Annotated in this window: 25 protein-coding genes and 1 pseudogene; 22 read left to right on the top strand and 4 right to left on the bottom strand. The window is 70.7% G+C overall.

All coding sequences use genetic code 11. The annotated features are described in order from the left end of the window. Positions 1-5: 5 nt before the first annotated feature. From thrB to prfA, 3 genes are all read left to right on the top strand, one after another. On the top strand, positions 6-959 hold the full coding sequence (gene thrB, locus WFJ01_RS10845) for a homoserine kinase (RefSeq protein ID WP_295035501.1): 954 nt from the start codon (positions 6-8) through the stop codon (positions 957-959). A gap of 197 nt (positions 960-1,156) precedes the next feature. Then, positions 1,157-3,100: a transcription termination factor Rho gene (gene rho / locus WFJ01_RS10850; protein ID WP_336629012.1), complete on the top strand. Its 1,944-nt coding sequence runs from the start codon at positions 1,157-1,159 to the stop codon at positions 3,098-3,100. 42 nt (positions 3,101-3,142) lie between these two features. Next, positions 3,143-4,222: a peptide chain release factor 1 gene (gene prfA / locus WFJ01_RS10855; RefSeq protein WP_251444716.1), complete on the top strand. Its 1,080-nt coding sequence runs from the start codon at positions 3,143-3,145 to the stop codon at positions 4,220-4,222. Positions 4,223-4,247: 25 nt separating this feature from the next. Here prfA and WFJ01_RS10860 read toward each other — a convergent pair whose 3' ends face one another. Continuing rightward, the gene (locus WFJ01_RS10860) at positions 4,248-4,895 is read right to left on the bottom strand and encodes a TetR/AcrR family transcriptional regulator (protein ID WP_336629013.1); all 648 of its coding nucleotides are present in this window, start codon (positions 4,893-4,895) and stop codon (positions 4,248-4,250) included. 87 nt (positions 4,896-4,982) lie between these two features. On the opposite strand from WFJ01_RS10860, the gene WFJ01_RS10865 reads away from it, so the two are divergent. Beyond that, positions 4,983-5,966: an NAD(P)-dependent alcohol dehydrogenase gene (locus WFJ01_RS10865; RefSeq protein ID WP_336629014.1), complete on the top strand. Its 984-nt coding sequence runs from the start codon at positions 4,983-4,985 to the stop codon at positions 5,964-5,966. Here WFJ01_RS10865 and WFJ01_RS10870 read toward each other — a convergent pair whose 3' ends face one another. Continuing rightward, positions 5,967-7,031: a DNA polymerase IV gene (locus tag WFJ01_RS10870; protein ID WP_336629015.1), complete on the bottom strand. Its 1,065-nt coding sequence runs from the start codon at positions 7,029-7,031 to the stop codon at positions 5,967-5,969. A gap of 60 nt (positions 7,032-7,091) precedes the next feature. On the opposite strand from WFJ01_RS10870, the gene WFJ01_RS10875 reads away from it, so the two are divergent. Further along, complete coding sequence (locus WFJ01_RS10875) at positions 7,092-7,514, top strand: hypothetical protein (protein WP_336629016.1); 423 nt, start codon at positions 7,092-7,094, stop codon at positions 7,512-7,514. Positions 7,515-7,554: 40 nt separating this feature from the next. Here WFJ01_RS10875 and epsC read toward each other — a convergent pair whose 3' ends face one another. Together epsC and cysK are read right to left on the bottom strand one after the other, a co-directional pair. Continuing rightward, positions 7,555-8,157, bottom strand: a complete 603-nt coding sequence (epsC, locus tag WFJ01_RS10880) for a serine O-acetyltransferase EpsC (RefSeq protein ID WP_251444700.1) — start codon at positions 8,155-8,157, stop codon at positions 7,555-7,557. Then, a complete protein-coding gene (cysK, locus tag WFJ01_RS10885; protein WP_251444696.1) occupies positions 8,157-9,095 on the bottom strand; it encodes a cysteine synthase A in 939 nt (312 codons plus the stop codon). Before cysK ends, epsC begins: the two co-directional genes overlap by 1 nt. A gap of 141 nt (positions 9,096-9,236) precedes the next feature. Between cysK and prmC the strand changes: the two genes are divergently transcribed. From prmC to WFJ01_RS10970, 17 genes and pseudogenes are all read left to right on the top strand, one after another. Continuing rightward, positions 9,237-10,094: a peptide chain release factor N(5)-glutamine methyltransferase gene (gene prmC / locus WFJ01_RS10890; protein ID WP_251444693.1), complete on the top strand. Its 858-nt coding sequence runs from the start codon at positions 9,237-9,239 to the stop codon at positions 10,092-10,094. A gap of 81 nt (positions 10,095-10,175) precedes the next feature. Beyond that, the gene (locus WFJ01_RS10895; protein WP_251444690.1) at positions 10,176-10,850 is read left to right on the top strand and encodes an L-threonylcarbamoyladenylate synthase; all 675 of its coding nucleotides are present in this window, start codon (positions 10,176-10,178) and stop codon (positions 10,848-10,850) included. Between the two features lie 24 nt (positions 10,851-10,874). After that, positions 10,875-12,020, top strand: coding sequence for an MraY family glycosyltransferase (locus tag WFJ01_RS10900; protein ID WP_292881028.1), 1,146 nt, complete (start codon positions 10,875-10,877; stop codon positions 12,018-12,020). Next, on the top strand, positions 12,017-12,556 hold the full coding sequence (locus tag WFJ01_RS10905; protein ID WP_295033766.1) for a hypothetical protein: 540 nt from the start codon (positions 12,017-12,019) through the stop codon (positions 12,554-12,556). Before WFJ01_RS10900 ends, WFJ01_RS10905 begins: the two co-directional genes overlap by 4 nt. Positions 12,557-12,677: 121 nt before the next feature. Then, on the top strand, positions 12,678-13,463 hold the full coding sequence (gene atpB / locus WFJ01_RS10910) for a F0F1 ATP synthase subunit A (RefSeq protein ID WP_251444681.1): 786 nt from the start codon (positions 12,678-12,680) through the stop codon (positions 13,461-13,463). A 49-nt stretch (positions 13,464-13,512) separates the two neighbouring features. Beyond that, positions 13,513-13,749 (top strand): ATP synthase F0 subunit C, encoded by a 237-nt coding sequence (atpE, locus tag WFJ01_RS10915; protein ID WP_045251710.1) that lies wholly within the window; start codon positions 13,513-13,515, stop codon positions 13,747-13,749. 28 nt (positions 13,750-13,777) lie between these two features. Continuing rightward, positions 13,778-14,332 carry a F0F1 ATP synthase subunit B gene (locus WFJ01_RS10920; RefSeq protein WP_336629017.1) on the top strand — a complete coding sequence of 185 codons (555 nt, stop codon included), beginning with the start codon at positions 13,778-13,780 and terminating at the stop codon, positions 14,330-14,332. Next, a complete protein-coding gene (locus WFJ01_RS10925) occupies positions 14,332-15,120 on the top strand; it encodes a F0F1 ATP synthase subunit delta (protein WP_251444675.1) in 789 nt (262 codons plus the stop codon). The genes WFJ01_RS10920 and WFJ01_RS10925 overlap by 1 nt, the downstream gene beginning before the upstream one ends. A 51-nt stretch (positions 15,121-15,171) precedes the next feature. Continuing rightward, entirely contained in the window at positions 15,172-16,812 is a 1,641-nt protein-coding gene (gene atpA / locus WFJ01_RS10930; protein ID WP_251444672.1) for a F0F1 ATP synthase subunit alpha, read from the top strand. 19 nt (positions 16,813-16,831) lie between these two features. Continuing rightward, complete coding sequence (locus WFJ01_RS10935) at positions 16,832-17,731, top strand: F0F1 ATP synthase subunit gamma (RefSeq protein ID WP_251444670.1); 900 nt, start codon at positions 16,832-16,834, stop codon at positions 17,729-17,731. Between the two features lie 23 nt (positions 17,732-17,754). Beyond that, on the top strand, positions 17,755-19,191 hold the full coding sequence (gene atpD, locus WFJ01_RS10940) for a F0F1 ATP synthase subunit beta (RefSeq protein WP_292881018.1): 1,437 nt from the start codon (positions 17,755-17,757) through the stop codon (positions 19,189-19,191). A gap of 2 nt (positions 19,192-19,193) precedes the next feature. Next, positions 19,194-19,454, top strand: a complete 261-nt coding sequence (locus WFJ01_RS10945; protein ID WP_233310707.1) for a F0F1 ATP synthase subunit epsilon — start codon at positions 19,194-19,196, stop codon at positions 19,452-19,454. Between the two features lie 82 nt (positions 19,455-19,536). Beyond that, entirely contained in the window at positions 19,537-20,301 is a 765-nt protein-coding gene (locus tag WFJ01_RS10950) for a YaaA family protein (protein WP_336629018.1), read from the top strand. 114 nt (positions 20,302-20,415) lie between these two features. Beyond that, positions 20,416-21,168 carry a large exoprotein gene (locus WFJ01_RS10955; protein WP_336629019.1) on the top strand — a complete coding sequence of 251 codons (753 nt, stop codon included), beginning with the start codon at positions 20,416-20,418 and terminating at the stop codon, positions 21,166-21,168. A 93-nt stretch (positions 21,169-21,261) separates the two neighbouring features. Then, on the top strand, positions 21,262-22,233 hold the full coding sequence (locus WFJ01_RS10960) for an aldo/keto reductase (protein ID WP_336629020.1): 972 nt from the start codon (positions 21,262-21,264) through the stop codon (positions 22,231-22,233). A gap of 83 nt (positions 22,234-22,316) precedes the next feature. Further along, positions 22,317-23,135 carry a PP2C family protein-serine/threonine phosphatase gene (locus WFJ01_RS10965; protein ID WP_251444663.1) on the top strand — a complete coding sequence of 273 codons (819 nt, stop codon included), beginning with the start codon at positions 22,317-22,319 and terminating at the stop codon, positions 23,133-23,135. 936 nt (positions 23,136-24,071) lie between these two features. Next, a pseudogene (locus WFJ01_RS10970) lies at positions 24,072-24,752 on the top strand (FtsK/SpoIIIE domain-containing protein); the annotation flags it as partial. Positions 24,753-25,884 lie beyond the last annotated feature (1,132 nt).

A 25,884-nucleotide genomic window follows, 5' to 3' on the forward strand; every position in this document is an offset into this window, starting at 1 on the left:
GCCCGATGCCGGGCCCTGAGGCACTCGAAGGGCGCACCGTCGAGGTGCGCGTCCCGGCCACCAGCGCCAATCTCGGTCCCGGGTTCGACACCCTCGGGCTCGCGCTGAGCATGTACGACGAGCTCGAGGTGACGGCCCTGGAGCCGGGGGTCTACGAGATCGAGGTCAGCGGATCCGGCGCGGAGGAGATCGCCCGCGACGCGTCGAACCTCGTCGTCCGGTCGATCGCGCACGTGTTCGCCGATGCAGGGGTCGCGATGCCCGGCATCCGGCTCGTGGCGCGCAACGGCGTGCCCCACGGACGCGGACTCGGGTCGTCCGGGGCCGCGGTGGCGGCGGGCGTCCTCGCCGCGCAGGGACTGCTCGAGGGCATCGTCGAGCTCGACGACGCCGCGCTCCTGCGCCTGGCCACCGAGCTGGAGGGACACCCCGACAACGTGGCTCCGGCCCTGTTCGGCGGCCTCACGATCGCCTGGACCGGGGAGCGCGGTCCGCAGCACAAGAAGCTGCTCGTGCACCGCGGCGTGTCGCCGCTCGTGCTCGTGCCCGGGTACACGATGTCGACGAAGGCGGCGCGCAGCCTGCAGCCGGATCAGGTGCCCAGCGAGGACGCGGTCTTCAACGTCTCCCGCTCCGCCCTGCTCATCGCCGCCCTCACCCAGAGCCCCGACGTGCTGCTGGACGCGACCGACGACCGGCTGCACCAGGACTACCGCGCACCGGCGATGCCGGAGACGAACCGGCTGGTGCGCGCCCTGCGGGCCGAGGGCTTCGCGGCGGTCGTCTCGGGGGCGGGCCCCAGCGTGCTCGTGCTCTGCGATGGGCCCGGCAGCCGTCTCGACGCGGTCCGGATCGCCGAGGCCGCGACGGACACTCCGTGGATCCCGCAGATGGTCGCCGTCGATGTGCGAGGTGGTACAGTGAGGGAACGAGCGGAGGGTTCTTCGTCACAATCGTGATCCCGGCCCGCGACGCACTTCCTGCGTCAGCCGCACAGCATCCGAAACCGCACCGCGAGCCGGTCATCGAGCTCGTCGAGAGCGTGTTCTCCGGGTGGCATGCAGGGGACAGCCTGTTCTCGGCATGATCGTGCGGTCGCGCCCCGGCATCTGCCGTGTGCGCGTCGAAACACCCACGACTTACAAGAGGAGTACTCGTGGAGACCATCTCCGAGACCCAGATCGAGACCTCGGCCCCGGCCGAGACCGCGTCCGCAGCGGACGCCCCGAAGGCGCCGCGCAAGCGCGCCCCGCGTCGCGCGACCACCGCGAGCGCCGCCCAGGCCGCCGAGGCGGGCGCTGCTGTCGCGGCTCCCGCAGAGGCGGCTCCGGCCGACGCTCCCGCGGAGGAGGCGCCGAAGGCGAAGGCGCCCCGGCGCAGCCGTGCCAAGAAGACCGAGGAGGCCCCCGTCGAGGCCGCGGCCCCCGCCGAGGCGGCGGCTCCGGCCGATGCCGCACCTGCGGCGGACGCCCCGGCCGAGGAGGCGCCGAAGGCGAAGGCGCCCCGGCGCAGCCGTGCCAAGAAGACCGAGGAGGCTCCGGCCGACGCGGCTCCCTCCGAGCAGCCTGCCGCGGAGCCGGCGGCCAAGGAGGCTCCGGCCGACGCGGCTCCCTCCGAGCAGCCCGCCGAGGCGCCCGCGGAGGGCGGCGAGGAGCCGACCGGCCGCAGCCGCAGCCGTTCCCGCTCGCGCAGCCGCAACCGCAACGGCCAGGACGGCCAGGCCGGCAACCAGAACAACGGCGGCAACCAGAGCAACGGCCAGAACGGCCAGAACGGCAACGGCGGCCAGGCCGGCCGCGGCGGTGCCGCGCTGGACGCCGACGAGGACGGCGGCAGCAGCCGCAGCCGTCAGCGCAACAAGCGCCGCGGTGGCGGCAACCAGAACGTCGACGAGTTCGAGACCGAGATCGGCGAGGACGACGTCCTCATCCCGATCGCGGGCATCCTCGACGTGCTCGACAACTACGCCTTCGTGCGCACCACCGGTTACCTCTCCGGCCCGAGCGACGTCTACGTCTCGCTCGGTCAGGTCAAGAAGTACAACCTGCGCAAGGGCGACGCCGTCGTCGGCGCGATCAAGCAGCCTCGCGAGGGCGAGCAGCAGGGGCGCCAGAAGTACAACGCGCTGGTCAAGGTCGACTCCATCAACGGCCTGAGCACCGAGGACGCCGCCGCTCGCGTCGAGTTCTCCGCGCTGACCCCGCTGTACCCCCAGGAGCGCCTGCGCCTCGAGACGGCTCCCGAGAAGCTCACGCAGCGCATCATCGACCTGGTCGCCCCGATCGGCAAGGGCCAGCGCGGCCTCATCGTCGCGCCGCCGAAGGCCGGCAAGACCATCGTCCTGCAGCAGATCGCCAACGCGATCGCGCAGAACAACCCCGAGGTGCACCTCATGGTCGTGCTCGTCGACGAGCGCCCCGAAGAGGTCACCGACATGCAGCGCACGGTCAAGGGCGAGGTCATCGCCTCGACCTTCGACCGTCCGGCGGAGGACCACACCACGGTCGCCGAGCTCGCGATCGAGCGCGCCAAGCGCCTGGTCGAGCTGGGCCGCGACGTCGTCGTGCTGCTCGACTCGATCACCCGCCTCGGCCGCGCGTACAACATCGCCGCTCCCGCCTCGGGCCGCGTGCTCACGGGTGGCGTCGACGCGTCTGCGCTCTACCCGCCGAAGCGCTTCTTCGGCGCCGCGCGCAACATCGAGAACGGCGGATCCCTCACGATCCTCGCGACCGCGCTGGTCGAGACCGGATCCAAGATGGACGAGGTGATCTTCGAGGAGTTCAAGGGCACCGGCAACAGCGAGCTGCGCCTGAGCCGTGCGCTGGCCGACAAGCGGATCTTCCCGGCGGTCGACGTCAACGCGTCCTCGACCCGCCGCGAGGAGATGCTGCTGAGCCCCGACGAGGTCAAGATCACCTGGAAGCTGCGCCGCGCCCTCGCCGGGCTCGACCCGCAGCAGGCCCTCGAGGTCGTGCTGGGCAAGCTCAAGGAGACCGACTCCAACGTCGAGTTCCTGCTGCAGATGCAGAACGCGCAGCTGGGCAAGCCGACCGCGGGCACGGGCCACAGCCACGCCTCCGAGAACAGCATCCGCTGACCCGCTTCTGCGGGACAGCCACTGCTCCGGGATCCGGTCGTCATGTTCGAACAGGTCGAGGCGCTGCGCGACGAGCATCGCAGGGTGGAGAAGGAGCTCTCCGACCCCGAGGTGCACGCCGACGCCGCGCGCGCGAAGCGGGTCAATCGCCGCTACGCCGAGCTGAGCCGCATCGTGAAGGCGCATGACGACTGGATCGCCGCCGGAGAGGATCTCGAGACCGCACGCGAGTTCGCCCGCGAGGACGAGTCGATCGCGGCCGAGATCCCGGGCATGGAGGAGGGTCTGCAGGCCGCGCAGGAGAAGCTCCGGCGCCTGTTGATCCCTCGGGACCCCGACGACGCGCGCGACGTGATCATGGAGATCAAGGCGGGGGAGGGCGGAGCCGAATCCGCCCTCTTCGCCGCCGACCTGCTGCGCATGTACGTGCAGTACGCCGCGTCGAAGGGCTGGAAGACCGAGCTCCTGGAGCGCACCGAGTCGGATCTCGGCGGGTACAAGGACGTGCAGGTCGCGATCAAGGGATCCTCCACGGATCCCTCGCAGGGCGTCTGGGCGCACCTCAAGTACGAGGGCGGCGTGCACCGGGTGCAGCGGGTCCCCGCGACCGAGTCGCAGGGGCGCATCCACACGTCCACGACCGGGGTCCTGGTGTTCCCCGAGGTCGACGAGCCCGATGAGATCGCGATCAACCAGAACGACCTCAAGATCGACGTGTTCCGCTCCTCCGGCCCGGGCGGGCAGTCCGTGAACACCACCGACTCGGCCGTGCGCATCACGCACCTGCCGAGCGGGATCGTCGTGTCGATGCAGAACGAGAAGTCGCAGCTGCAGAACCGCGAGGCCGCCATGCGCGTGCTGCGCGCCCGGCTGCTCGCGAAGCAGCAGGAGGAGCTCGATGCGGCGGCTTCCGACGCCCGGCGCTCGCAGATCCGCGGCATGGACCGCTCGGAGCGGATCCGCACCTACAACTTCCCGGAGAACCGCATCGCGGATCACCGCACCGGGTTCAAGGCGTACAACCTCGACGCCGTGATGGACGGCGCCCTCGAGCCGCTCATCGAGTCCGCGATCCATGCGGACGAGGAGGCGCGGCTGGCGGCTCTCGGCTCCGAGGGCTGAGCGCACGCCCGGAGGCGCCGGCGGCTCAGGCCAGGGCGGCTCTGCGCTGCTCGAGCTGATCGAGCACGAGGTCGAGGCCGTAGCCGAACTCGTTCCCGTAGTCGTAGTCGTGCCCGACGACCATCTGCTCGAGCATCTCGGCGAGATGCGGGTACTCGGAGGCGGTGAGCTCCAGCCCCTCGGCGAACTCCTCCGGACCCGTGTCGGGGGTGAACGGTAGGCTCAGCTCTGTGAGCACGAAGCCGTAGATGTACGCATCGAGCGCGGAGTACGCGTGGGCGGCGAGCACGAGGTCGAAGCCGTCGCCGCGGAGCAGCCCGAGCACGCGGTCGTGGTGCCGCATCACAGCCTCGCCGGGGTTCGCGCGTGATTCGAGCAGGGTCAGAGCCCAGGAGTGCCTCTTGAGCACGGCACGCATGGCGTGGGCGCGCGAGGTCATCGCGGCGCGCCACGGTGCGCCGATCTCGGGCAGCGGGATCTGCGTGAAAGCCGCGTCGGCGAGCAGGTCGAGCAGCTCCTCCTTGCCGGAGACGTGGTGGTAGAGCGACATCGCCTCGGCGCCGAGCTCCTTGCCGACGTTGCGCATGCTCACCGCGCCCAGACCGCCGTCATCGGCGACCTGCATCGCCGCGGTGACGATGCGCTCGCGGCTGAGCGGGGTCTTCCGGGCCACGCGGCCTCCCTTCGGGGCGCGGGTTGCGCCCTTACCGGTGTAAGGCTATCGTAGCGGCACAGAGACTTACAGGCGTAAGGGGACAGGATGCGTGCAGGTGTGGTCGAGCGATACGGACCTCCGTCCGTCGTGCGGATCGAGACGGTGGCCGACCCGGTCGCGGGACGCGGCGAAGTGCTCGTGCGCGTGATGGCGTCGACCGTCAACTCGGGCGACGCGCGCATCCGGGGCGCCCGCTTTCCGCGCGGGTTCGCGCTGCCGGGAAGGCTCGCCCTCGGGCTGCGGGGCCCGCGGGCGTCGGTGCTCGGGGTGGTCTTCGCCGGTGTCGTCGAGGCGACCGGCGCGGGAGCGGACGGCGTCGCCGTGGGCGATCGCGTCTGCGGGATGACCGGGGCGCGCATGGGCGCGCACGCCGAGCTCGTCGCGGTGTCCGCCTCGCGGATCGTGCGCATCGCCGACGAGGTCTCCTTCGATGATGCCGCCGGGGTGCTCTTCGGCGGCACGACGGCCCTGTACTTCCTGCGGGACAGAGCCGCGGTGCGCTCCGGCGAACGGGTGCTCGTCGTGGGCGCCTCTGGCGCGGTGGGCACGAACGCGGTGCAGCTCGCGAAGCACCTCGGGGCCACGGTGACCGCCGTGACCAGCGCGGGCAACGCCGAGCTCGCCAGGGAGCTGGGGGCCGACCGGGTCATCGACTACCGGGTCGATCCGATCGCTGCCCTCGGTGACCGCGGTGAGCGCTTCGACGTCGTCTTCGACACGGTCGGCGTGCTGAGTCCCGCGACCGGACGACCGCTTCTCGCCGAGGGCGGCAGGCTGCTGCTCGCGGCCGCGACCCTCGGCGAGATCGTCACCGCCCGCGGCCCGGTCAAGACGGGCACGGCTCCGCAGCGCACCGAGGACTTCACCACCCTGCTCGAGCTGGTCGGCTCCGGGGCGCTCCGCGTCGTCCGGGACGGAGCGCTCGCGCTGGATCGTCTCGCCGAGGCGCATGCACGCGTCGACGCGGGCCGGAAGGTGGGCAACCTCGTGCTGCATCCCCAGGAGGCCGCCGACGCGAACGCGGCCTGATCACCACGCCCCGCGGGTCGGAGTGCGTCCGTCGCGGGCGTCCTCGGGCAGCGTCATCTCCGCCCGCACGCCGAGCAGCCGCACGGCACGGTCCGGCGCGATCCGCGCGATGAGCTCCCGCGCCCTCTCGACGATCACGGCGCGATCGGCGGTCTCCGGGATCCGCTTGGTGAACGTCTTCGTCGTGAAGGGCGCGTAGCGGACCTTCAGGCCGAGGCCGATCACGCCGCGTCCGTCTTCGGCCACATCATCGAGCACCTGGTCCAGCAGCGCCAGAGCGGCCCGCTCGATCTCCGCCGGGTCGGCGAGGTCGGTCTGATACGTGGTCTCGCGGCTGTGTCCGCGCGGAACCCAGGGCGTATCGTCGACGACCGCGGAGCTCCCGCCCTGTCCGAGCTCGCGATACCAGAGACCCATCCGCGGACCGAACTCGGCGGTGAGCGCATCCGCGGGCGCGGCGGCGAGCTCCGCCACCGTGCGGATGCCCAGGGCGAGCAGCCGCTTCGAGACCTTCGGGCCGACGCCCCACAGGTCGATGACCGCGTGCTCGCCCATCACCGCGTCCCAGTTCGCCGCGGTGAGGCGGAACACGCCCCGCGGCTTGCCGAACCCCGTCGCGATCTTCGCGCGGACGAGCGTGTCGCCGATGCCGACGCTGCAGTGCAGCCGCGTGCGGGTCAGGACCGCCTGCTGCAGACGGCGCGCATACGCCTCGGGGGAGTCCGTGTCCACACCGACGAAGGCCTCGTCCCAGCCCAGCACCTGCACCACGGCCCCGGGCTGGGCGCGCAGCTCCGCCATCACCTCGGCCGACGCCTCCAGGTACGCCGGCGCGTCGACCGGCAGGATCACCGCCTCGGGCGCCTTGCGCGCCGCGATGCGCAGCGGCATGCCGGAGCCCACGCCGAACGCGCGCGCCTCGTAGGACGCCGTGGACACGACGGCGCGCTCGCCCGGATCCCCGCGGCCGCCCACGATGACCGGTAGTCCGGCGAGTTCGGGACGACGCAGCACCTCGACGGCCGCGATGAACTGGTCGAGGTCCACATGGAGCACCCAGTGCATGCCCTCGACACTACGCGGGGCGCATGCAGCGCGGCACCTGTCCCGCGCTATGCTCCGGCCATGGGCCTCTTCTTCACGCGCACCCTGATCTTCCTGGCTTCCTCGGCCGTCGGCCTCATCGTGGCCGACCTGCTGCTCACGGGCTTCACGATCGAATGGAGCAAGTGGTGGGGGTTCGTGCTGTGCGTGCTGATCTTCACGGTGCTGCAGAGCCTGCTCGCTCCATGGATCACCTCGATGGCGAACCGCTACGCGCCCGCGCTCTTGGGCGGCATCGGGATCATCTCCACCTTCGTCGCGCTGCTCATCGTCGTCCTGCTGCCGATCGGAGGCCTGCGGATCGCCGACGCGCTGGCCTGGATCCTCGGTCCCGTCGTCGTCTGGATCATCACGGCGCTGTGCACGGTCGTGCTGCCGCTGCTGCTGATCAAGCGCGAGGTGCGCGAGGCCGCGGCGCTGAAGGCCGCGGCGAAGAAGCGCTGAACCCGCTCGCGGATCCGGTGGCGAGATCCGCGAGCGAGCGTCAGATCGAGTAGTCCGGCACGGAGAGGATCCGTGCCGTGCTCTCGCCCTCGATGCGGGGCCGGGCGCGCGCGGGGACGCCGGTGAGCACGGAGTCGGCGGGGGCGTCCTTCGTCACGACCGCATTGGCCCCGATCGCGGATCGCGCCCCGATCACGACGGGTCCCAGGATCTTCGCGCCGGCGCCGACGACGACACCGTCCTCGAGGGTGGGGTGGCGCTTGCCGGCGTCGCGCGTGCGGCCGCCGAGCGTGACCCCGTGGTAGAGCATTACGTCGTCGCCGACCTCGGCGGTCTCTCCGATCACGACGCCCATGCCGTGGTCGATGAAGAAGCGCCGCCCGATCTGCGCGCCCGGGTGGATCTCGATGCCGGTGAGCCAGCGAGCGACCTGCGAGCCCATCCGTGCCGGGAAGCGCAGTCCGCGCTTCCACAGCGCGTGGTTGAGCCGGTGCGCCCAGATGGCGTGCAGGCCGGGATAGAGCAGCGCGATCTCGAGCCCGCCGCGCGCCGCGGGGTCGCGCAGCCGGGCGGACGCGACGTCTTCGCGCATCCGCCCGGCCCACGACATGTCGGACCCCCGGGGAGTCTCGGAGACGGTCATCAGTCTTCGCGCAGGTCCTCGAAGAGGGCGGTCGACAGGTAGCGCTCGCCGGTGTCCGGGGCGATGACGACGATGGTCTTGCCGGCGCTCTCGGGGCGCGCCGCGACCTTCAGCGCCTGGGCGACGGCGGCGCCGGCGGAGATCCCGACGAGCAGGCCCTCCTTCGCGGCGAGGTCGCGCGCGGTGGCGAGGGACTCCTCGAAGCCGGCCGTGATGATCTCGTCGATGACGTCGCGGTCCAGGATCGCGGGGACGAAGTTGGGGCCGATGCCCTGGATCTTCGCCGGTCCGGGGTGGCCCTGGCTGAGCAGCGGGGAGTCGGTCGGCTCGACGGCGATCACGGTCACCTCGGGGTTGACCGCCTTGAGCGCCTGACCCGTGCCCGTGATCGTGCCACCGGTGCCGATGCCGGCGACGAAGACGTCGACCTTGCCCTCGGTGTCGCGCAGGATCTCCTGCGCGGTGGTCTCCCGGTGGATCTGGGGGTTCGCGGCGTTCTCGAACTGGCGGGCCCACACGGCGCCCGGGGTCTCGGCGATGATCTTCTGGAGCTCCTCGATCGCGCCCTTCATGCCGAGCGTGGGGTCGGTGAGCACGAGCTCGGCGCCGAACGCCTTGAGCAGCACGCGCCGCTCCTTCGACATGGACGCGGGCATGGTGAGGATCACGCGGTAGCCGCGGGCCGCGCCGACCATCGCCAGCGCGATGCCGGTGTTGCCGCTGGTGGCCTCGACGATGGTGCCGCCCGGCTTCAGCTCGCCCGACGCCTCGGCGGCGTCGACGATGGCGATGCCGATGCGGTCCTTGACGCTGGACGCCGGGTTGAACGACTCGAGCTTGACGAGAACCGTGGCGTCGAGGCCCTCGGTGACGTGGTTCAGCCGGACGAGCGGGGTGTTGCCGAACGTGCTGGTGATGTCGGAGTGGATGCCTGCCATGACGGACCTTTCGATGGGCGCACTGCGTCGGGTGGAGCGACGGGTCCCGTCCCGCTAGTCGACGAGGACACGATCGTGCACAGCCTAGGCCGGGGTCGTGTGCGCACGGTGAATGTGACGGCCGCATTACGCTGGAGGTCTATGTCCGCGCCCCTCGCCGAAGCCCTCCGCCGTGCCGCGACCGTCCTCGGCGAGGCCGGCGTGCCCGACCCCGTCGTCGACGCCGAGCTGCTCGCGGGCCACGTCCTGGGAATGGGGCGCGGCGCGGTGCAGGCGGCGACGATCCGCGGTGATGCGCTCGACGAGACCCAGACCGACGCGCTGGAGGCGCTGGTCGCCCGGCGGGCGGCGCGCGAGCCGCTCCAGCATCTCACCGGAACGGCTCCGTTCCGCCACCTCGAGCTCGCCGTCGGTCCTGGCGTCTTCGTGCCACGGCCGGAGACCGAGATCGTCGCGCAGTTCGCGATCGACGCGCTGCTGGCCTCCGCATCGCCCGAGCCTGTCGGCGTCGACCTGTGCACGGGATCCGGCGCGATCGCGCTCGCACTCGCGACCGAGGTGCCGCATGCGCGAGTGCACGCGGTGGAGCTGTCGCCCGAGGCGCACGCGTGGGCGCAGCGCAACACCGCGATGCAGGGCAACCTCGCGCTCGTGCTCGGGGACCTCCGCGAGGCTCTGGGCGAGCTGGACGGCACGGTGGACGTCGTCATCTCCAATCCGCCGTACGTCCCGGACGACGCGATCCCGCGCGACCCCGAGGTGCGCCTGTTCGACCCGGCGCTCGCGCTCTACGGCGGCCCGGACGGGCTCGATGTGGTGCGGGCGATCAGTCGCCGAGCCTGGGCGCTGCTGCATCCCGGGGGCACGCTGGTGCTCGAGCATGCCGAGGTGCAGGGAGCCGCGATCCGGGAGCTGCTCGCGGCGGACGGCTGGCGCGCGACCGCGACGCATCAGGACCTCACCCGGCGCGACCGGGCCACGACGGCGATCCGTCCGTAACCCGTTCCGCGCCGCCGTCGAGCCGGCTCGCATCGCGCCCACAGCAGGGCGGGACGCTCCGCCCCGTAGACTGGGTCGGTCATGTCCTCCCTCTTCGATAGCCGCGACGCGGATCAGATCCTCACCGGCATGCGCCAGGCCCGTCTGGCGATCGGCCGCGGCGAGCTGGTCGTGCTCCCCACCGACACCGTCTACGGCGTGGGCGCCGATGCGTTCAGCCCCGCCGCCGTCCAGCGCCTGCTCGACGCGAAGGGGAGAGGTCGCCAGCAGCCGCCTCCCGTGCTCGTCGGCAGCACCGCCACCCTCGCCGCTCTCGTCGAGAGCGTGCCGGAGCCGGTGCAGCGTCTCGTGGACGCGTTCTGGCCGGGCGGCCTGACGATCGTGCTGCCCTCGCAGCCCTCGCTCGTCTGGGACCTCGGCGAGACCCACGGCACGGTCGCCGTGCGGATGCCCGACCACAAGGTCGCCCTGGCGCTGCTCGAGGAGACCGGGCCGCTCGCCGTCTCCAGCGCGAACCTCACCGGCCGGCCCGCCGCGGTCGAGGCGCAGGGCGCGCAGGACATGCTCGGCGACAGCGTCGCGGTCTACCTCGATGCGGGGCCCGCGACCGGCGGCGTCGCATCGACGATCGTCGACGCCACCTCCCTCGTGCGCCCGGGCGGCGACGATGCGAAGGTCCGCGTGCTCCGCGAAGGCGCCGTGTCCCGCGACGACCTCGCCCGCGTGCTCGGGGATCTGCTCGAAGAGCCGTCCTGACGGTCTTCGGATGAGAGCGACGACGTGAAGCAGTACCTGTTCACCGTGATCCTCACGGCCGCCGTCACCCTCGCCTGCTCCTGGGCGGTGTGGCAGCTGAGCCTGCGCTTCAAGCTGTACCCCGGCATCCGCGAGCGCGACGTGCACACGACTCCGACGCCGCGGCTCGGCGGGGTGGCGATGCTCTGCGGCATCCTCGCGGCGTTCGCCGCAAGCGCCGCGAGCCCGTTCTTCCACATCATCTGGGCGCAGCCGCAGACGATGTGGTCGGTGCTCGGCGCCGTGCTGCTCATCGCGGTCGTGGGCGTCATCGACGATCTGTGGGATCTGGACTGGATGATCAAGCTCGGCGCCCAGTTCCTCGCCGCGGGCCTGGTCACGATCGTCGGCGGACTGCAGATCGCCTCGCTCCCGCTGCCCGAGCCGGTGATCGCCTCGAATGCGCTGAGCATCGTCATCACGATGTTCGCGATCGTCATCGTGATGAACGCGGTCAACTTCATCGACGGCCTGGACGGCCTCGTCGCGGGCGTCTGCCTCATCGCGAACGGCGTGTTCTTCGCGTACTCGTACATCATCGCCAGGGACATCGGGCAGTCCAGCTACTTCAGCCTCGCGCCGTTCATCGCCGCCGTGCTGATCGGCGCCTGCATCGGCTTCCTGCCCTTGAACTGGAGCCCGGCGAAGCTGTTCATGGGCGACTCCGGGGCCCTCGTGATCGGTCTGCTCATGGCGACCAGCGCCGTCGCCATTACGGGGCAGCTGAACCCGGCGGTGCTGACCAACGCGCAGATCGGCCGTTCGCAGCTGCTCGGCGCGTTCATCCCGATCCTGCTCCCGGTCGTCGTGGTGCTGCTGCCGCTGCTCGACTTCGGGCTGGCGGTGCTGCGCCGCATGCGCGCGGGCAAGTCGCCGTTCTCGCCCGACCGCAAGCACCTGCACCACCGCATGCTCGACCTCGGTCATCGGGGCCGCGACGCGGTGCTCATCTTCTACGCCTGGACCGCGGTCATCTCGATCGCCGTGCTGCTGATGTACATCGGCTCGCGGGAGGGCTGGTACGGCGAGTACGCCGCCGGCGTGGTCTTCGGCATCGTCGGCGCGGGAGCCTGCCTCGTCGTCACCCTCATCCCGTCGCGCCCGCGCGCCCCGCAGAAGGAATCGAAATGAGCTCCGCGAGCCCCCACCCCGTCACCAGCACCCCGATCCTGCGCACCGCGCTGGTCGCGTCCGGCGTCGCCGCCGTCGTGCTCGGCGTGGTCGCCGCAGTCGTCGGGGGAGCGGTCAAGGGCGCCCCCGGCGTGTGGAGCGGTCTGATCGGCGCCCTCATCGCGGTGGTGTTCGGCGCGATCACGGCCGGCAGCATCCTCATCGCGAACCGCTGGTTCGGTCAGGAGCTCTACGTGCAGCTCTTCTTCGCGATCGTGATGGGCGGCTGGTTCCTGAAGCTCGCGCTCTTCTTCGTGCTGATCCTCGTGCTGCGCGGGCAGCCCTGGCTGGAGCCGGTCGTCTTCTTCTGGGCGCTGCTCGCGGGGGTGCTGGTCTCGCTCGGCATCGATGCCGTCGTGTTCCTGAAGATGCGACTGCCCGTCGTCAGCGACACCTCGCTGCCGACCGTCGCCCCCGAGGACGTGGCGCCGTCGGCAGGGGAGCGTAGTCCCTCTGGGCGGGATCATGACGCGGATTCAGGGAACTCACACGTCTGATAGGCTGGAACCCGAGCCCGCTCGTCCCGCGAGCGCTGCGCTGTGAAGCACATCGACCGACGCCCCGGTAGCCCCCGGTGCCCCGAAGTTGGAGCCCGCGCTGTTTAATCTTGCTGCGACCATGATTCCTCGACTGGCCGACGACAGCGGTTTCCACGGCCCGTCGATGGACGAGTTCTTCCCCGAGATCCTGTTCAACGTCTTCGGCGTCCCGATCCACAGGATCCACCTCGTTCAGTTCGTCTCGGTCGTGGCCGTGGTGCTGATCCTGGTGCTCGGAACCCGCCGGATGAAGATCGTCCCCGGCCGCTTCCAGAGCGTCGTCGAGATGGGCCTCGGCTTCGTCCGCGGCGGCATCGCGCACGACCTGCTCGGCCGCAAGGACGGCGACCGGTTCCTGCCGATCCTCACCACGATCTTCTTCATGACGCTGTTCATGAACATCACGGGCATCATCCCCGGCCTGAACATCGCCGGTACGAGCATCATCGGCGTTCCCCTGCTGCTCGCGGTCATCAGCTACATCACCTTCATCTACGCCGGTATCAAGAAGAGCCCGAAGAACTTCTTCAAGAACGCGCTCTTCCCGGCCGGTGTGCCGTGGCCGGTCTACATCATCGTGACGCCGATCGAGTTCATCTCGACCTTCATCATCCGCCCGGTGACCCTGACCCTTCGTCTTCTGATGAACATGGTCGTCGGCCACATGCTGCTCGTGCTGTGCTACTCGGCCACCGCGTTCTTCTTCTTCACGGCGGGCGGCGGCTGGGCTGCGCTCGGCGTCGGAACCCTCGCCTTCGGCGGCGCCTTCTCGGTCTTCGAGATCCTCGTCGCCGTCCTCCAGGCCTACGTCTTCACCGTCCTCACCGCGGTCTACATCCAGCTCGCGGTCGCAGAAGAGCACTGACAACCCCTGCGGGCGGCGAACCTGCCGCCCACAACGAAAGGAAAAACCCGTGGACGCTACTACGGTTCTCGCAGCAGTCAACGGCAACCTCGCGGCGATCGGCTACGGCCTCGCCGCCATCGGCCCGGCCATCGGCGTGGGCATCGTCGTCGGCAAGACGATCGAGGGTGTCGCCCGTCAGCCCGAGCTGGCCGGTCGCCTGCAGGTTCTGATGTGGATCGGCATCGCCTTCACCGAGGCGCTCGCGTTCGTCGGCATCGCCGTCGGCTTCATCCCCTTCCCGTAATCCGCACCCGAATCCCGAAGGAGACAGGATGCTGAACGCTCTTGTCACGAACCTCGCGGCAGAGGGCGAGGCGGCTCACAACCCGCTCCTGCCGGCGTGGTACGACCTGGTCTGGTCGGCGCTGTGGTTCGTCGTGATCCTCGCCGTGGTGTGGTTCTACGCCCTTCCGCGGTTCACGAAGATGCTCGACGAGCGCTCCGCTGCCATCGAGGGCAACATCGCCAAGGCGGACGAGGCCCAGAAGCAGGCCGAGGCCGCGCTGGAGGAGTACACCCGTCAGCTCGCCGAGGCGCGCACCGAGGCCGGCACGATCCGCGAGACCGCCCGTGAGGACGGCAAGAAGATCGTCGCCGAGGCCAAGGAGACCGCTGTCGCCGAGGCTGCGCGTCTGACCGCCGCCGCCCACTCGCAGATCGAGGCGGAGCGCCAGACGGCGTTCGTCTCGCTGCGCAACGAGGTCGGCGGCCTCGCTCTCGACCTCGCCGGTGGCGTGGTCGGCGAGACCCTCTCCAACGACGCACGCGCGACGGCCGTCGTGGACCGCTTCCTGGCGGACCTCGAGGCCTCCGAGGCGGCGAAGTAATGGGCAGCGCGACCGCTCAGGCCCTCACGGCGTCGAGCAGTGCTCTGACCGCCGCGCAGGGGATCACCCTCGACGTCGCCGGAGAACTGTTCTCCGCCACGCGCCTGATCGGTGAGTCCACCGCGCTGAGCGGCGCGCTCGCCGACCCGTCCGCCCCCGTCGAGGCCCGCGCCGCCCTGGTGTCGCGCGTGTTCGCCGGAGCGTCTCCGATCACGGTGAGCCTGCTCACCACGGCCGTCTCCCAGCGCTGGTCCTCCGCCGCCGACCTCGTCGACGGTGTGGAGGAGCTCGCGGTGCGCGCGGCGGCGATCTCCTCGCCGGACGCCGACATCGAGGGCGAGCTGTTCTCGGTCTCGCGTCTCGTCGCGGACAACGCCGATCTCGAGCTGGCCCTGGGCGGTCGCCTCGGTGGCGGCGAGGGCAAGGCCGCGCTCGTGCAGAAGCTGGTCGGATCGAGCCTGCACCCCGCGACGTCGCTCATCGTCACGTCGCTGGTGCGCGAGCCGCGCGGCCGCCGCGTGCGCCGTCTGCTGAGCCGCGCCATGCGGATCGTCTCGGCGCAGCGCGACCGGATCGTCGCGACCGTGCACACGGCTGCTCCGCTCAGCGCGCCGCAGCGCGACCGTCTCCGCGCCGTGCTGACGGGCCGTTACGGCCGTCAGATCGCGCTGAACGAGGTGCTCGACTCCGCCGTCGTCGGAGGCCTGCGCGTGCAGGTCGCGGACGACGTCATCGACGGCAGCATCGCCGCCCGCCTCGCCGATCTCCGGCAGAAGCTCGCGGGCTGACAAACGAACTTCGCGCGGTAAGGCCGCGCTACCAGATACAAAGGGAAGACAATGGCAGAACTTTCGATCAGCCCCGACGTCATCCGTGACGCGCTGAAGGACTTCGTCGCCGCGTACGAGCCGACGTCCGGCACGGCGACCGAGGTCGGCACCGTCATCGACGCAGCGGACGGCATCGCGCACGTCGAGGGACTGCCCGGCGTCATGGCGAACGAGCTCGTGACCTTCGCCGACGGCACCAAGGGACTCGCGCTGAACCTGGACGAGCACGAGATCGGCGTCGTCGTCCTCGGCGACTTCGCCGGCATCGAGGCCGGCCAGGAGGTCACCCGTACCGGTGAGGTCCTCTCCGTGCCGGTCGGCGACGGCTACCTCGGCCGCGTCGTGGACCCGCTCGGCAACCCGATCGACGGTCTCGGCGAGATCGCGACGGACGGCGTCCGCGCCCTCGAGCTGCAGGCGCCCGGCGTCATGCAGCGCAAGAGCGTGCACGAGCCGATGCAGACCGGCATCAAGGCCATCGACGCGATGATCCCCGTCGGCCGCGGCCAGCGCCAGCTCATCATCGGCGACCGCCAGACCGGCAAGACGGCGATCGCGATCGACACGATCATCAACCAGAAGGCCAACTGGGAGTCGGGCGACGTCAACAAGCAGGTCCGCTGCATCTACGTCGCCATCGGCCAGAAGGGCTCGACCATCGCCTCCGTCAAGGGTGCGCTGGAAGAGGCCGGCGCCCTGGAGTACACGACCATCGTCGCGGCCCCGGCCTCCGACCCGGCCGGCTTCAAGTACCTCGCCCCCTACACCGGTTCGGCCATCGGCCAGCACTGGATGTACGGCGGCAAGCACGTCCTGATCATCTTCGACGACCTGTCGAAGCAGGCCGAGGCCTACCGCGCCGTGTCGCTGCTGCTGCGCCGTCCGCCGGGCCGCGAGGCGTACCCCGGCGACGTCTTCTACCTGCACTCCCGCCTGCTGGAGCGCTGCGCGAAGCTGTCCGACGAGCTCGGCGCCGGTTCGATGACGGGTCTGCCCATCATCGAGACCAAGGCCAACGACGTCTCGGCGTACATCCCGACCAACGTGATCTCGATCACCGACGGCCAGATCTTCCTGCAGTCCGACCTGTTCAACGCGAACCAGCGTCCGGCTGTAGACGTGGGCATCTCGGTGTCCCGCGTCGGTGGTGACGCCCAGGTGAAGTCGATCAAGAAGGTCTCGGGAACGCTGAAGCTCGAGCTCGCGCAGTACCGCTCGCTCGAGGCCTTCGCGATGTTCGCGTCCGACCTCGACCAGGCCTCGCGGCGCCAGCTGGCGCGCGGCGCGCGTCTGACCGAGCTGCTCAAGCAGCCGCAGTACTCGCCGTACCCGGTGGAGGACCAGGTCGTGTCGATCTGGGCCGGCACCAACGGCAAGCTCGACACCATCGAGGTCGAGGACGTGCTGCGCTTCGAGCGGGAGCTGCTCGACCACCTCCGTCGTCACACCACGGTGCTCGATCGCCTGCGTGAGACCAACGTCCTCGACGACGACACGGTCGCCGAGCTCGACAAGGCCACCGACGCCTTCATCCTCGAGTTCCAGGGCGGCACCGGTCACGGCATCGGCGCTCCCGGCCACGAGGAGCACAGCGCCGCGGACGTCGACGACGTGAACCAGGAGAAGATCGTCAAGGGCCGTCGCGCGTAAGCGCGGGGGAGTCTGAGCTATGGGCGCACAACTCCGGGTCTACAAGCAGAAGATCTCTTCTGCTCAGACGACCAAGAAGATCACGAAGGCGATGGAACTCATCGCGGCTTCGCGCATCCAGAAGGCGATGGCGCGCGTCAACGCGTCCTCGCCCTTCGCGCGGGCCGTGACGAGGGCCGTCTCCGCCGTGGCCACGCACTCCAACGTCGACCACCCGCTCACCCGTGAGCCCGAGAACATCCGCCGCTCCGCGGTCGTGATCTTCTCGTCGGATCGCGGTCTCGCGGGCGCCTTCAACTCGCAGATCCTCCGTGAGGGCATGGAGCTCGCAGAGCTCCTGCGCTCCGAGGGCCGCGAGCCGGTGTTCTACCTCGTGGGACGCAAGGCGGTGGGCTACTTCCAGTTCCGCGGCCTCGACGCGGCGGCGGAGTGGACCGGCGACACGGACACCCCGTCGTTCCACACGGCGGAGGCCATCTCGGCGACGCTGCTCGAGGCGTTCGATCGGGGCGGGGATCAGGGCGGAGTGGACGAGATCCACCTCGTCTTCAACCGCTTCGTCAGCATGATGACGCAGTCGCCGGAGACGGTCCGGCTGCTTCCGCTGGAGATCGCCGAGGCCGACGAGGCCGACACCTCGACCGCGGTCTACCCGCTGTACGAGTTCGAGCCGGATGCGGAGACGGTGCTCGACGCGATCCTGCCGGTGTACATCCAGAGCCGGGTCTTCAACGCCCTCCTGCAGTCGTCCGCCGCCAAGCAGGCCGCGACGCAGAAGGCGATGAAGTCGGCCAGCGACAACGCTGACAAGCTCATCACCGACTACACCCGCCTGCGCAACAACGCGCGCCAGGCCGAGATCACGCAGCAGATCGCCGAGATCGTCGGCGGCGCCGACGCTCTGGCGTCGAGCAAATAAGCCCCTCAGGAGAGAGACCAATTATGACTGCCACCGCTACGACGGTCGTCGGGCGCGTTGCTCGCGTCAACGGCCCGGTCGTCGACATCGAGTTCCCGCACGACGCGATCCCCGACATCTACAACGCCCTGAAGACCACGATCGTGATCGGCGAGGAGTCGACCGAGATCACCCTCGAGGTCGCCCAGCACCTCGGCGACGACCTCGTGCGCGCCATCGCGCTGAAGTCCACCGACGGCGTGGTCCGCGGCCAGGAGGTGCGCGACACCGGTGCCCCCATCTCCGTCCCCGTCGGCGACGTCACCAAGGGCAAGGTCTTCAACGTCATCGGCGAGGTCCTCAACGCCGAGCCCGGCGAGCAGATCGAGATCACCGAGCGCTGGCCGATCCACCGCAAGGCCCCGAACTTCGACCAGCTCGAGTCGAAGACCACCATGTTCGAGACCGGCATCAAGTCGATCGACCTGCTCACCCCGTATGTGCAGGGTGGCAAGATCGGCCTGTTCGGCGGCGCGGGCGTCGGCAAGACCGTCCTCATCCAGGAGATGATCCAGCGCGTCGCGCAGGACCACGGCGGTGTGTCGGTGTTCGCCGGTGTCGGCGAGCGCACCCGTGAGGGCAACGACCTCATCGGCGAGATGGAGGAGGCGGGCGTCTTCGACAAGACCGCCCTCGTCTTCGGCCAGATGGACGAGCCGCCGGGGACGCGTCTGCGCGTCGCCCTGTCGGCCCTGACCATGGCGGAGTACTTCCGTGATGTGCAGAAGCAGGACGTGCTGCTCTTCATCGACAACATCTTCCGCTTCACGCAGGCCGGTTCCGAGGTCTCCACGCTGCTCGGCCGCATGCCGTCCGCGGTGGGCTACCAGCCGAACCTCGCCGACGAGATGGGTGTGCTCCAGGAGCGCATCACCTCGACCCGTGGTCACTCGATCACCTCGCTGCAGGCGATCTACGTCCCGGCCGACGACTACACCGACCCGGCCCCGGCGACGACCTTCGCGCACCTCGACGCGACGACCGAGCTCTCGCGCGAGATCGCCTCGAAGGGTCTGTACCCGGCGATCGACCCGCTGACCTCGACCTCGCGGATCATGGACCCCCGCTACCTGGGCGAGGATCACTACCGCGTGGCCACGACGGTCAAGCAGATCCTCCAGAAGAACAAGGAACTGCAGGAGATCATCGCGATCCTCGGTGTCGACGAGCTCTCGGAAGAGGACAAGATCGTCGTCGCCCGCGCCCGCCGCATCCAGCAGTTCCTGTCCCAGAACACCTACATGGCGAAGAAGTTCACCGGTGTCGAGGGCTCCACGGTTCCGCTCAAGGACACGATCGAGTCGTTCGACGCGATCTGCCGCGGTGACTTCGACCACGTCGCCGAGCAGGCCTTCTTCAACGTCGGCCCGATCTCGGACGTCGAGGAGAACTGGGCGCGCATCCAGAAGGAGAACGCCTGATCATGGCTCTGCACGTCAGCCTCGTCTCCGCGGACGCGGAGGTCTGGACCGGCGAGGCCAGCCTCGTGGTCGCGAAGACCGTCGAGGGCGAGCTGGGCTTCATGGCCGGGCACGAGCCCGTGCTGGCGATCCTCGCCGAGGGTCAGGTCCGCATCACCCAGCTCGACGGCACCAAGGTGCTGGCCAGCGCGCGCGACGGCTTCGTGTCGATGGAGGGCGACGCCCTGACCATCGTCGCGGGCAACGCGGCGCTCGTCGCCTGATCGAACCGTTCACGCAAGCGCCGGATCCCCGCGGGGGTCCGGCGCTTGCGCGTCCCCATCCGTCGTCCGAGGAGTCCTGCCGATGATGATCCTGCTGCCGCCGAGCGAGACCAAGCGCCCGGGCGGGAAGCGCGGGCCCGCGGATCCGTCGGCCTGGGCGCTGCCGGGCCTCCTTCCGCAGCGCCAACAGGTGCGTGATGCGCTCACGGCGCTGGCCGCGGATGCGGAGGCGACGCGCCGCGTGCTCAAGCTCAGCGACGCCCAGCTCGCCGAGGCGGTGCGGGACAACGCCGCCCTCGCTGACGGCCCGATCCTGCCGGCCGTGGACCGCTACACCGGGGTGCTGTTCGATGCTCTGGACGCCGGGTCGCTGGACGGGTATGCACGCCGCTGGCTCGGCGCTCATGTCCGGATCCACTCGGCGCCGTTCGGGCCTGTGGGAGCCCTGGATCCGATCCCGTCCTATCGGCTCGGCGCCGGAGCATCCGTGCCGGGGGTCCCGGCTCTGCGGCGGCTGTGGGCGGACGCCGTGTCGGCGGAGCTCGTGGCGGCGGCTCCCCGCTTCGTGCTGGACCTGCGCTCCGAGGCGTACGTCGGGCTGGGACCGGTGCCGGAGGCGCTGCCGTCGGCGTACGTCAGGGTCGTGACAGCGCAGGGCAAGGCGCTGAATCACTTCAACAAGCACGCGAAGGGCGAGCTGGTCCGTCGCCTCGCGCAGGAGCGGCCGAACATCACCTCCCTGCGCACCCTGCGGAACTGGGCGTCGCGCGCGGGGGTCGAACTCCGGGTCGCGGGCGAGACCCGCGTCGTGGAACTGGTGACGGATCAGGCGACGGCCCGCAAATAGTTCGTGAGTGCGACGTCCGGACACGGTAGGGTGTTTCGCGTCGAAGCACCCAGCTAATTCTCAGTTGGGGCTCCTCGATGCGAAATGCATCATCAACCGATCCCGGAGGGAAACATGGACTCTTACGGAGACAGCACCGCGCTCGCGGCTGCCTATCTGATCGCGGCCCTGACCTGGTTCGTCTTCGCCGTCGTCTTCTACGTGCTCGGCTCGCTCTTCCTCATGAAGATCTTCGAGAAGGCCGGCGTCGAAGGCAAGTGGCGCGCGTGGGTGCCGTTCTACAACGTGATGATCTTCCTGAAGCTCGGTGACCTGAGCCCGTGGCTCGCGTTCGGCTTCCTGCTCACCTGGGTGCCCTTCCTCGGATGGCTCGTGGGTATCGCGATGGCCGTGCTGATGGTGCTGGCTGCCTGGCGTGTCGGCCTCAAGCTGCAGAAGAGCGGCGCCTGGGTCGTGCTCTACATCTTCCTCAGCATCGTGTGGCTCGGCATCAACGCGTTCGACAAGTCGCGCTGGAACCCGAACATCGTCCCCGCCTCCTGGGCCGGCAACGGCTTCCTCGCCGACCGCACGGTCTGGCAGGGCATCCCCGTGCAGCCGTCGGCACAGGCTCCGGCTCCCGGTTACGGTGCCCCGCAGGGGTACCAGCCGCCGGCCGCCCAGGGCTACGCAGCGCCGCAGCAGCCGGGCTACGGCCAGCCGGCTGCGCCGCAGGCCCCCGCCGCGCCGCAGGCTCCGACGTTCCAGCCGCCGGCAGCTCCGCCGGCTCCGGCCGCGCCGCAGCCGCCGGTGACCCCTCCCGCTCCTCCGGCCCCGCCGGCGGCGAACCCGGACGCTCCGCAGACGGGTGAGCAGCCCCCGGCCTGACGCTCCTCACGGAGGCCCCGGTCCTCGGACCGGGGCCTCCGGCGTTCCCGGGTGCGGGCGCGGGGCGCGATCACGCCCTGTAGTTTGGAAGGCATGAGCGCTGAACGACGTGTCGGATCGTCCGGGCTCCTGGTCTCCGCAGTGGGACTCGGATGCAACAACTTCGGACGGGCGGGCACCGCGACCGAGACCCTGCAGGGTACGCGCGAGGTCCTCGACGCCGCGATCGACCACGGGGTCACCTTCCTCGACACGGCGGACATCTACGGCAAGGATCCCGGCCTCAGCGAGACCCTCATGGGCGAGGCGCTCGAGGGGCGCCGCGATCGCGTCGTGCTGGCGACCAAATTCGGCTATGCCGGATTCGACATGGGCTACGACTTCCCCGCCGCGCGCGGGTCGCGTCGCTACATCCGCAGGGCGGTCACGGAGTCGCTGCGTCGCCTGCGCACGGACTGGATCGACCTCTACCAGCTGCACTGGCCGGATCCGCAGACGCCCATCGAGGAGACGCTCGACGCGCTCGACGAGCTCGTCCGCGAAGGCAAGATCCGCTACTTCGGACACTCGAACTTCACCGGCTGGCAGATCGCGGAGGCGCAGCTGAGCGCCTCCCGCAGCGCGCGCTTCATCTCCTCGCAGAACCAGTACTCGCTGCTGTCCCGTGCCGCGGAGCGCGAGGTTCTCCCGGCGGTGAACCGCTTCGGGCTCGGCTTCTTCCCGTTCTTCCCGCTGCACAACGGCCTGCTCACCGGGAAGTTCACCCGGGAGGGAGGGCCCGCGCAGAGCCGCATCATGCGGACCAGGGCGCACCTCTGGGAAGACGCACCGTGGGATGCGCTCGAGGCATACCGGGCGTTCTGCGACGAGCGGGGTGTGACGATGCTCGAGGCGACCTTCGGGTGGCTGCTGGCGCAGCCTGGCGTGGCGTCGGTGATCGCCGGAGCGACCTCGGCGGCGCAGATCGAGGCGAACGCCCGCGCCGGCGCGGCGTGGACTCCGACAGCGGAGGACGTCGCCGCGATCGACGCGCTGCTTCCGCTCCCGGCGGATCCGGCGGCCTGAGCCGCGTGTCGACGGTGCGGATCCATTACGATGTGTGAGATTTCAGCGGTCGTTCCGACCGCCCGAGGAGAGGGAGGATCGCGATGAGCCAGGGTTCCACGGCCCACACGCGCGAGGTCGCGCTGGCGTCCGGCGACACGGTCATCCTGAGCTGGGCGGGGGCGACCGACACCGGTCGTCGGCGCGAGAGCAACCAGGATTCGCTGCTGACCGAGTACCCGCTCTTCGTCGTCGCCGACGGCATGGGCGGTCACGCGGGCGGTGAGATCGCGAGCCAGCGCACGGTCGCCCGTCTGCAGGAAGCGGTCGGGGCGGGTGAGATCTCCCCGGCCACCATCGAGACCGCGCTCACTGCGGCGGTGCAGGACATCACCGCCCATCCCGACACCACGGACGAGGGAACCGGAACCACGCTCACGGGCGTGTTCTTCGCGCTGATCGACGGGGACGCGCACTGGGTGTCGCTCAACATCGGCGATTCCCGGGTGTATCTGCTCCGCGACGGAGCGCTCAGCCAGGTGACGACGGATCACTCCGTCGTGCAGGAGCTCATCACGGCGGGACGTCTGAGCCCCGAGGAGGCCGAGGGGCATCCCTACAGCAATGTGATCACCCGTGCCGTCGGCGTGAGCGAGGCGCTGCCGCCGGACTACCGCGAGTTCTCCGTGCGCGACGGCGACCGCTTCGTGATCTGCTCGGACGGGCTCACGAAGGAGCTCACCGACTACGGCATCCAGCACTTCCTCGGTCTCAACCCGACTCCGGACGCTGCGGTCGACGCGATGCTCGGCGCAGCTCTGGAGAACGGGGGACGGGACAACGTCACCATCATCGTGGTGGACGTGCGCCGCATCCCCGCCGCCGACGCCTCGTCCTCCACAGCCCCGCTTCCCGTCGTCTAGCGCACCGATCCCGCGCACGCCGGCCCGCAGGCGTGCGGACTGCGATGGGATGACGGCATGCACGCCGTCGAGACGATCTCCCTGCCCGCTGCTCCCGTGACGCCCGCACGCGGGTCGCTCCCGCTCGTCGCCGCGATCGTCCCGGTCGTATCGGGAGCGGTGCTGTTCGCCGTGACGGGCTCCGCGCTCTCGCTCTGCTTCGCCGCGCTGGGACCGGTCATGATCCTCGCGGCGTTCCTGGACGGTCTGCGGCAGCGTCGTCGCGCCCTGCGCATCGCGAAGGCGGAGGAGACGCAGGCCTGGGCGCGCGTGGAGCAGACCGTGGCGGCGCGAGAGGCGGAGGAACAGGCGCGCCGGCGGCGGGCCGTTCCCGATCTCGCCGCATGCCTCGGAGAACCCCCGACGCGGTCGCTCGCGTTCGAGGAAGGCCTCGAGCTCGCCGTCGGCAGCGGCGACGGCGCGTCGCCGCTGCGATTCACCGGCACGGGACCGGCAGCCGAGGCGTTCCGTGCGCGGCACCGCACTCTGCCCGCCGTACCCGTGACGACGTCGCTTGCGGACGGCCTCTGCATACGCGGTCCTCTTCCCGTGGCGGCGGCCGTGACGCGCGCCCTGCTGCTGCAGCTCTGCGTACGGCACGCGAGCGGCGCGATCCGCTTCGAGGGCGACGGCGTCGCGGTCGTGGGACTGGATGCCCTCCCGCAGGCGCGCAGGGACCACCCCGGAGTCCCGGTGCATGTCGGCGTGGGGCGAACGGCGCTCACGGGCCCTCGTCTGTGCGTGCGGAGGCAGGGAGCCGCACCCCCGGCGGGATATCGCGCGGTCCTCGATGTGACGGAGCCCTCGGCCGCACGCCTGCGTACGCCGGAGGGGGACCGGGCGTGCTCCGTGGAGGGGATCTCCCGGGAGCAGGCGGAGGAGATCGTGCGCGCGCAGATGCTCGAGCACGATGAGGCGGCGGTCATCCCCGCGGCGGTCGGGATCGCGGAGGTCCTGGCGCCGGCATCGTCCGACGGTCACGAGCGCGGCGCTTCTCTCGGTCGACTGATCGCCGCGCTGGGCCGGGACGCCGAGGGCCCGGTCGCCGTCGATCTCGTGGCCGACGGCCCCCACGCGCTCGTGACGGGCGTCACCGGCGCGGGCAAGAGCGAACTGCTGGTGAGCTGGGTCTCCGCGCTGGCCGCGGCGCACTCGGCGACGGAGGTCGCGTTCGTGCTCGCCGACTTCAAGGGCGGCACCGCGTTCGAGCCGCTGCGGATCCTGCCCCACGTCGCAGCGGTGATCACCGATCTCGACGCGGACGGTGCCGAGCGCGGTGTGCGCAGTCTCCGCGCCGAACTGCGGCGCCGGGAGGGGGTGCTCTCCGAGCACGGGGCGCGCAGCATCGCGGAGGCCGACGGGGCGCTCGGCCGCCTCGTGATCGTGGTCGACGAGTTCGCGGCGCTCGTGCAGCAGCACCCCGACCTCGCGCTCGTGTTCACCGACATCGCCGCGCGTGGCCGTGCGCTGGGCATGCATCTCATCCTCGGCACCCAGCGGGCGACCGGCGTGATCCGTGACGCTCTGGCCGCCAACTGCCCGCTGCGGATCGCGCTGCGCGTCACCGACGCCGCCGACAGCCGGGCCATGATCGGCACCGACGCCGCCGCGCTGCTGCCCGGGGACGTCGCCGGACGCGGACTGGCCTTTGTCCGGCGCGCGCAGGATGCAGCGCCCGCGGCGTTCCGCGTGGCGCGGACGGGCGAGAGCGACCTCGGAGTCATCGCCGCGCGGCGGCGGGGCGAGGAGCGAGCCCGCAGTCCCTGGCTGCCTGTGCTGCCCACGCGGCTGCATCGCGCCGATCTGCCTCCGTCGATGCCGGGTGAGATCGTGCTCGGCCTCGCGGACGAGCCCGAACGTCAGCGTCAGGTGCCGCGCACGCTGCGCGCGGGGGAGGACCGCGGGCTCGTGGTGTTCGGAGGGCCGGAATCCGGCAAGACCGCGCTGCTGCGGAACGCCGTCGAGCAGACGAGCGGGGCGCTGCTGCTCCCGGCCGATCCCGAACGCTCCTGGGCGGTGATCGACGAGCTGGCCGACGGACGCCGCAGGCTGCCTCGTCTGCTGGCCGTCGACGACGCGGACCGTCAGCTGGCCGCGCTGCCGCTGGAATACGCCTCGGCCTGGGCGGAGCGGCTGCAGCGCGTCATACGCGACGCCGGAGAGCGCGGGGTGACGGTGCTGCTCAGCGCGTCGCGGTGCACGGCGCAGCTCGCGCTGCTCGCCGATCTGCTGCCCGCGCGGGCGCTGCTGCGATCGGCGAGCCGCACCGAGCACCTGGCAGCAGGCGGGGATCCCCGCACTTTTGATCCGTCGCGACCGCCGGGGCGAGGCCTGCTCGACGGAACCGAGGTGCAGTTCGTGCTGCCCGAGGGGCGCATGGGCGCCGGCGATGAGGCTCCGCACCCGGTCTGGCAGCCGAGGACGAGCCTGGTCGGTCTGGTGAGCACCGCGCCGGTGCGCACCGCCGAGATGCTCGCCGACCGGTTCGGCCGCGGTGCTGTCCAGGTGATCTCGGAGGGGACGCCGACGGTCCTCGACGAGGGGGTGAGGGATCGCGCGGAGCTCCAGCTGCTCGTGGGCGATGCGGACTCCTGGCAGCCAGTTCACGCTGTGGCAGCGCATCGCACGGACGGGGGAGATCGTGGTGCTCGCGGAGGCGGCCCGGGAACTGCGCACGCTCGCCGGGGTGCGCGAGCTCCCTCCGTACGCG

The organism is Microbacterium sp. MMO-35, assembly GCF_037147555.1.
Lineage (GTDB): Bacteria > Actinomycetota > Actinomycetes > Actinomycetales > Microbacteriaceae > Microbacterium.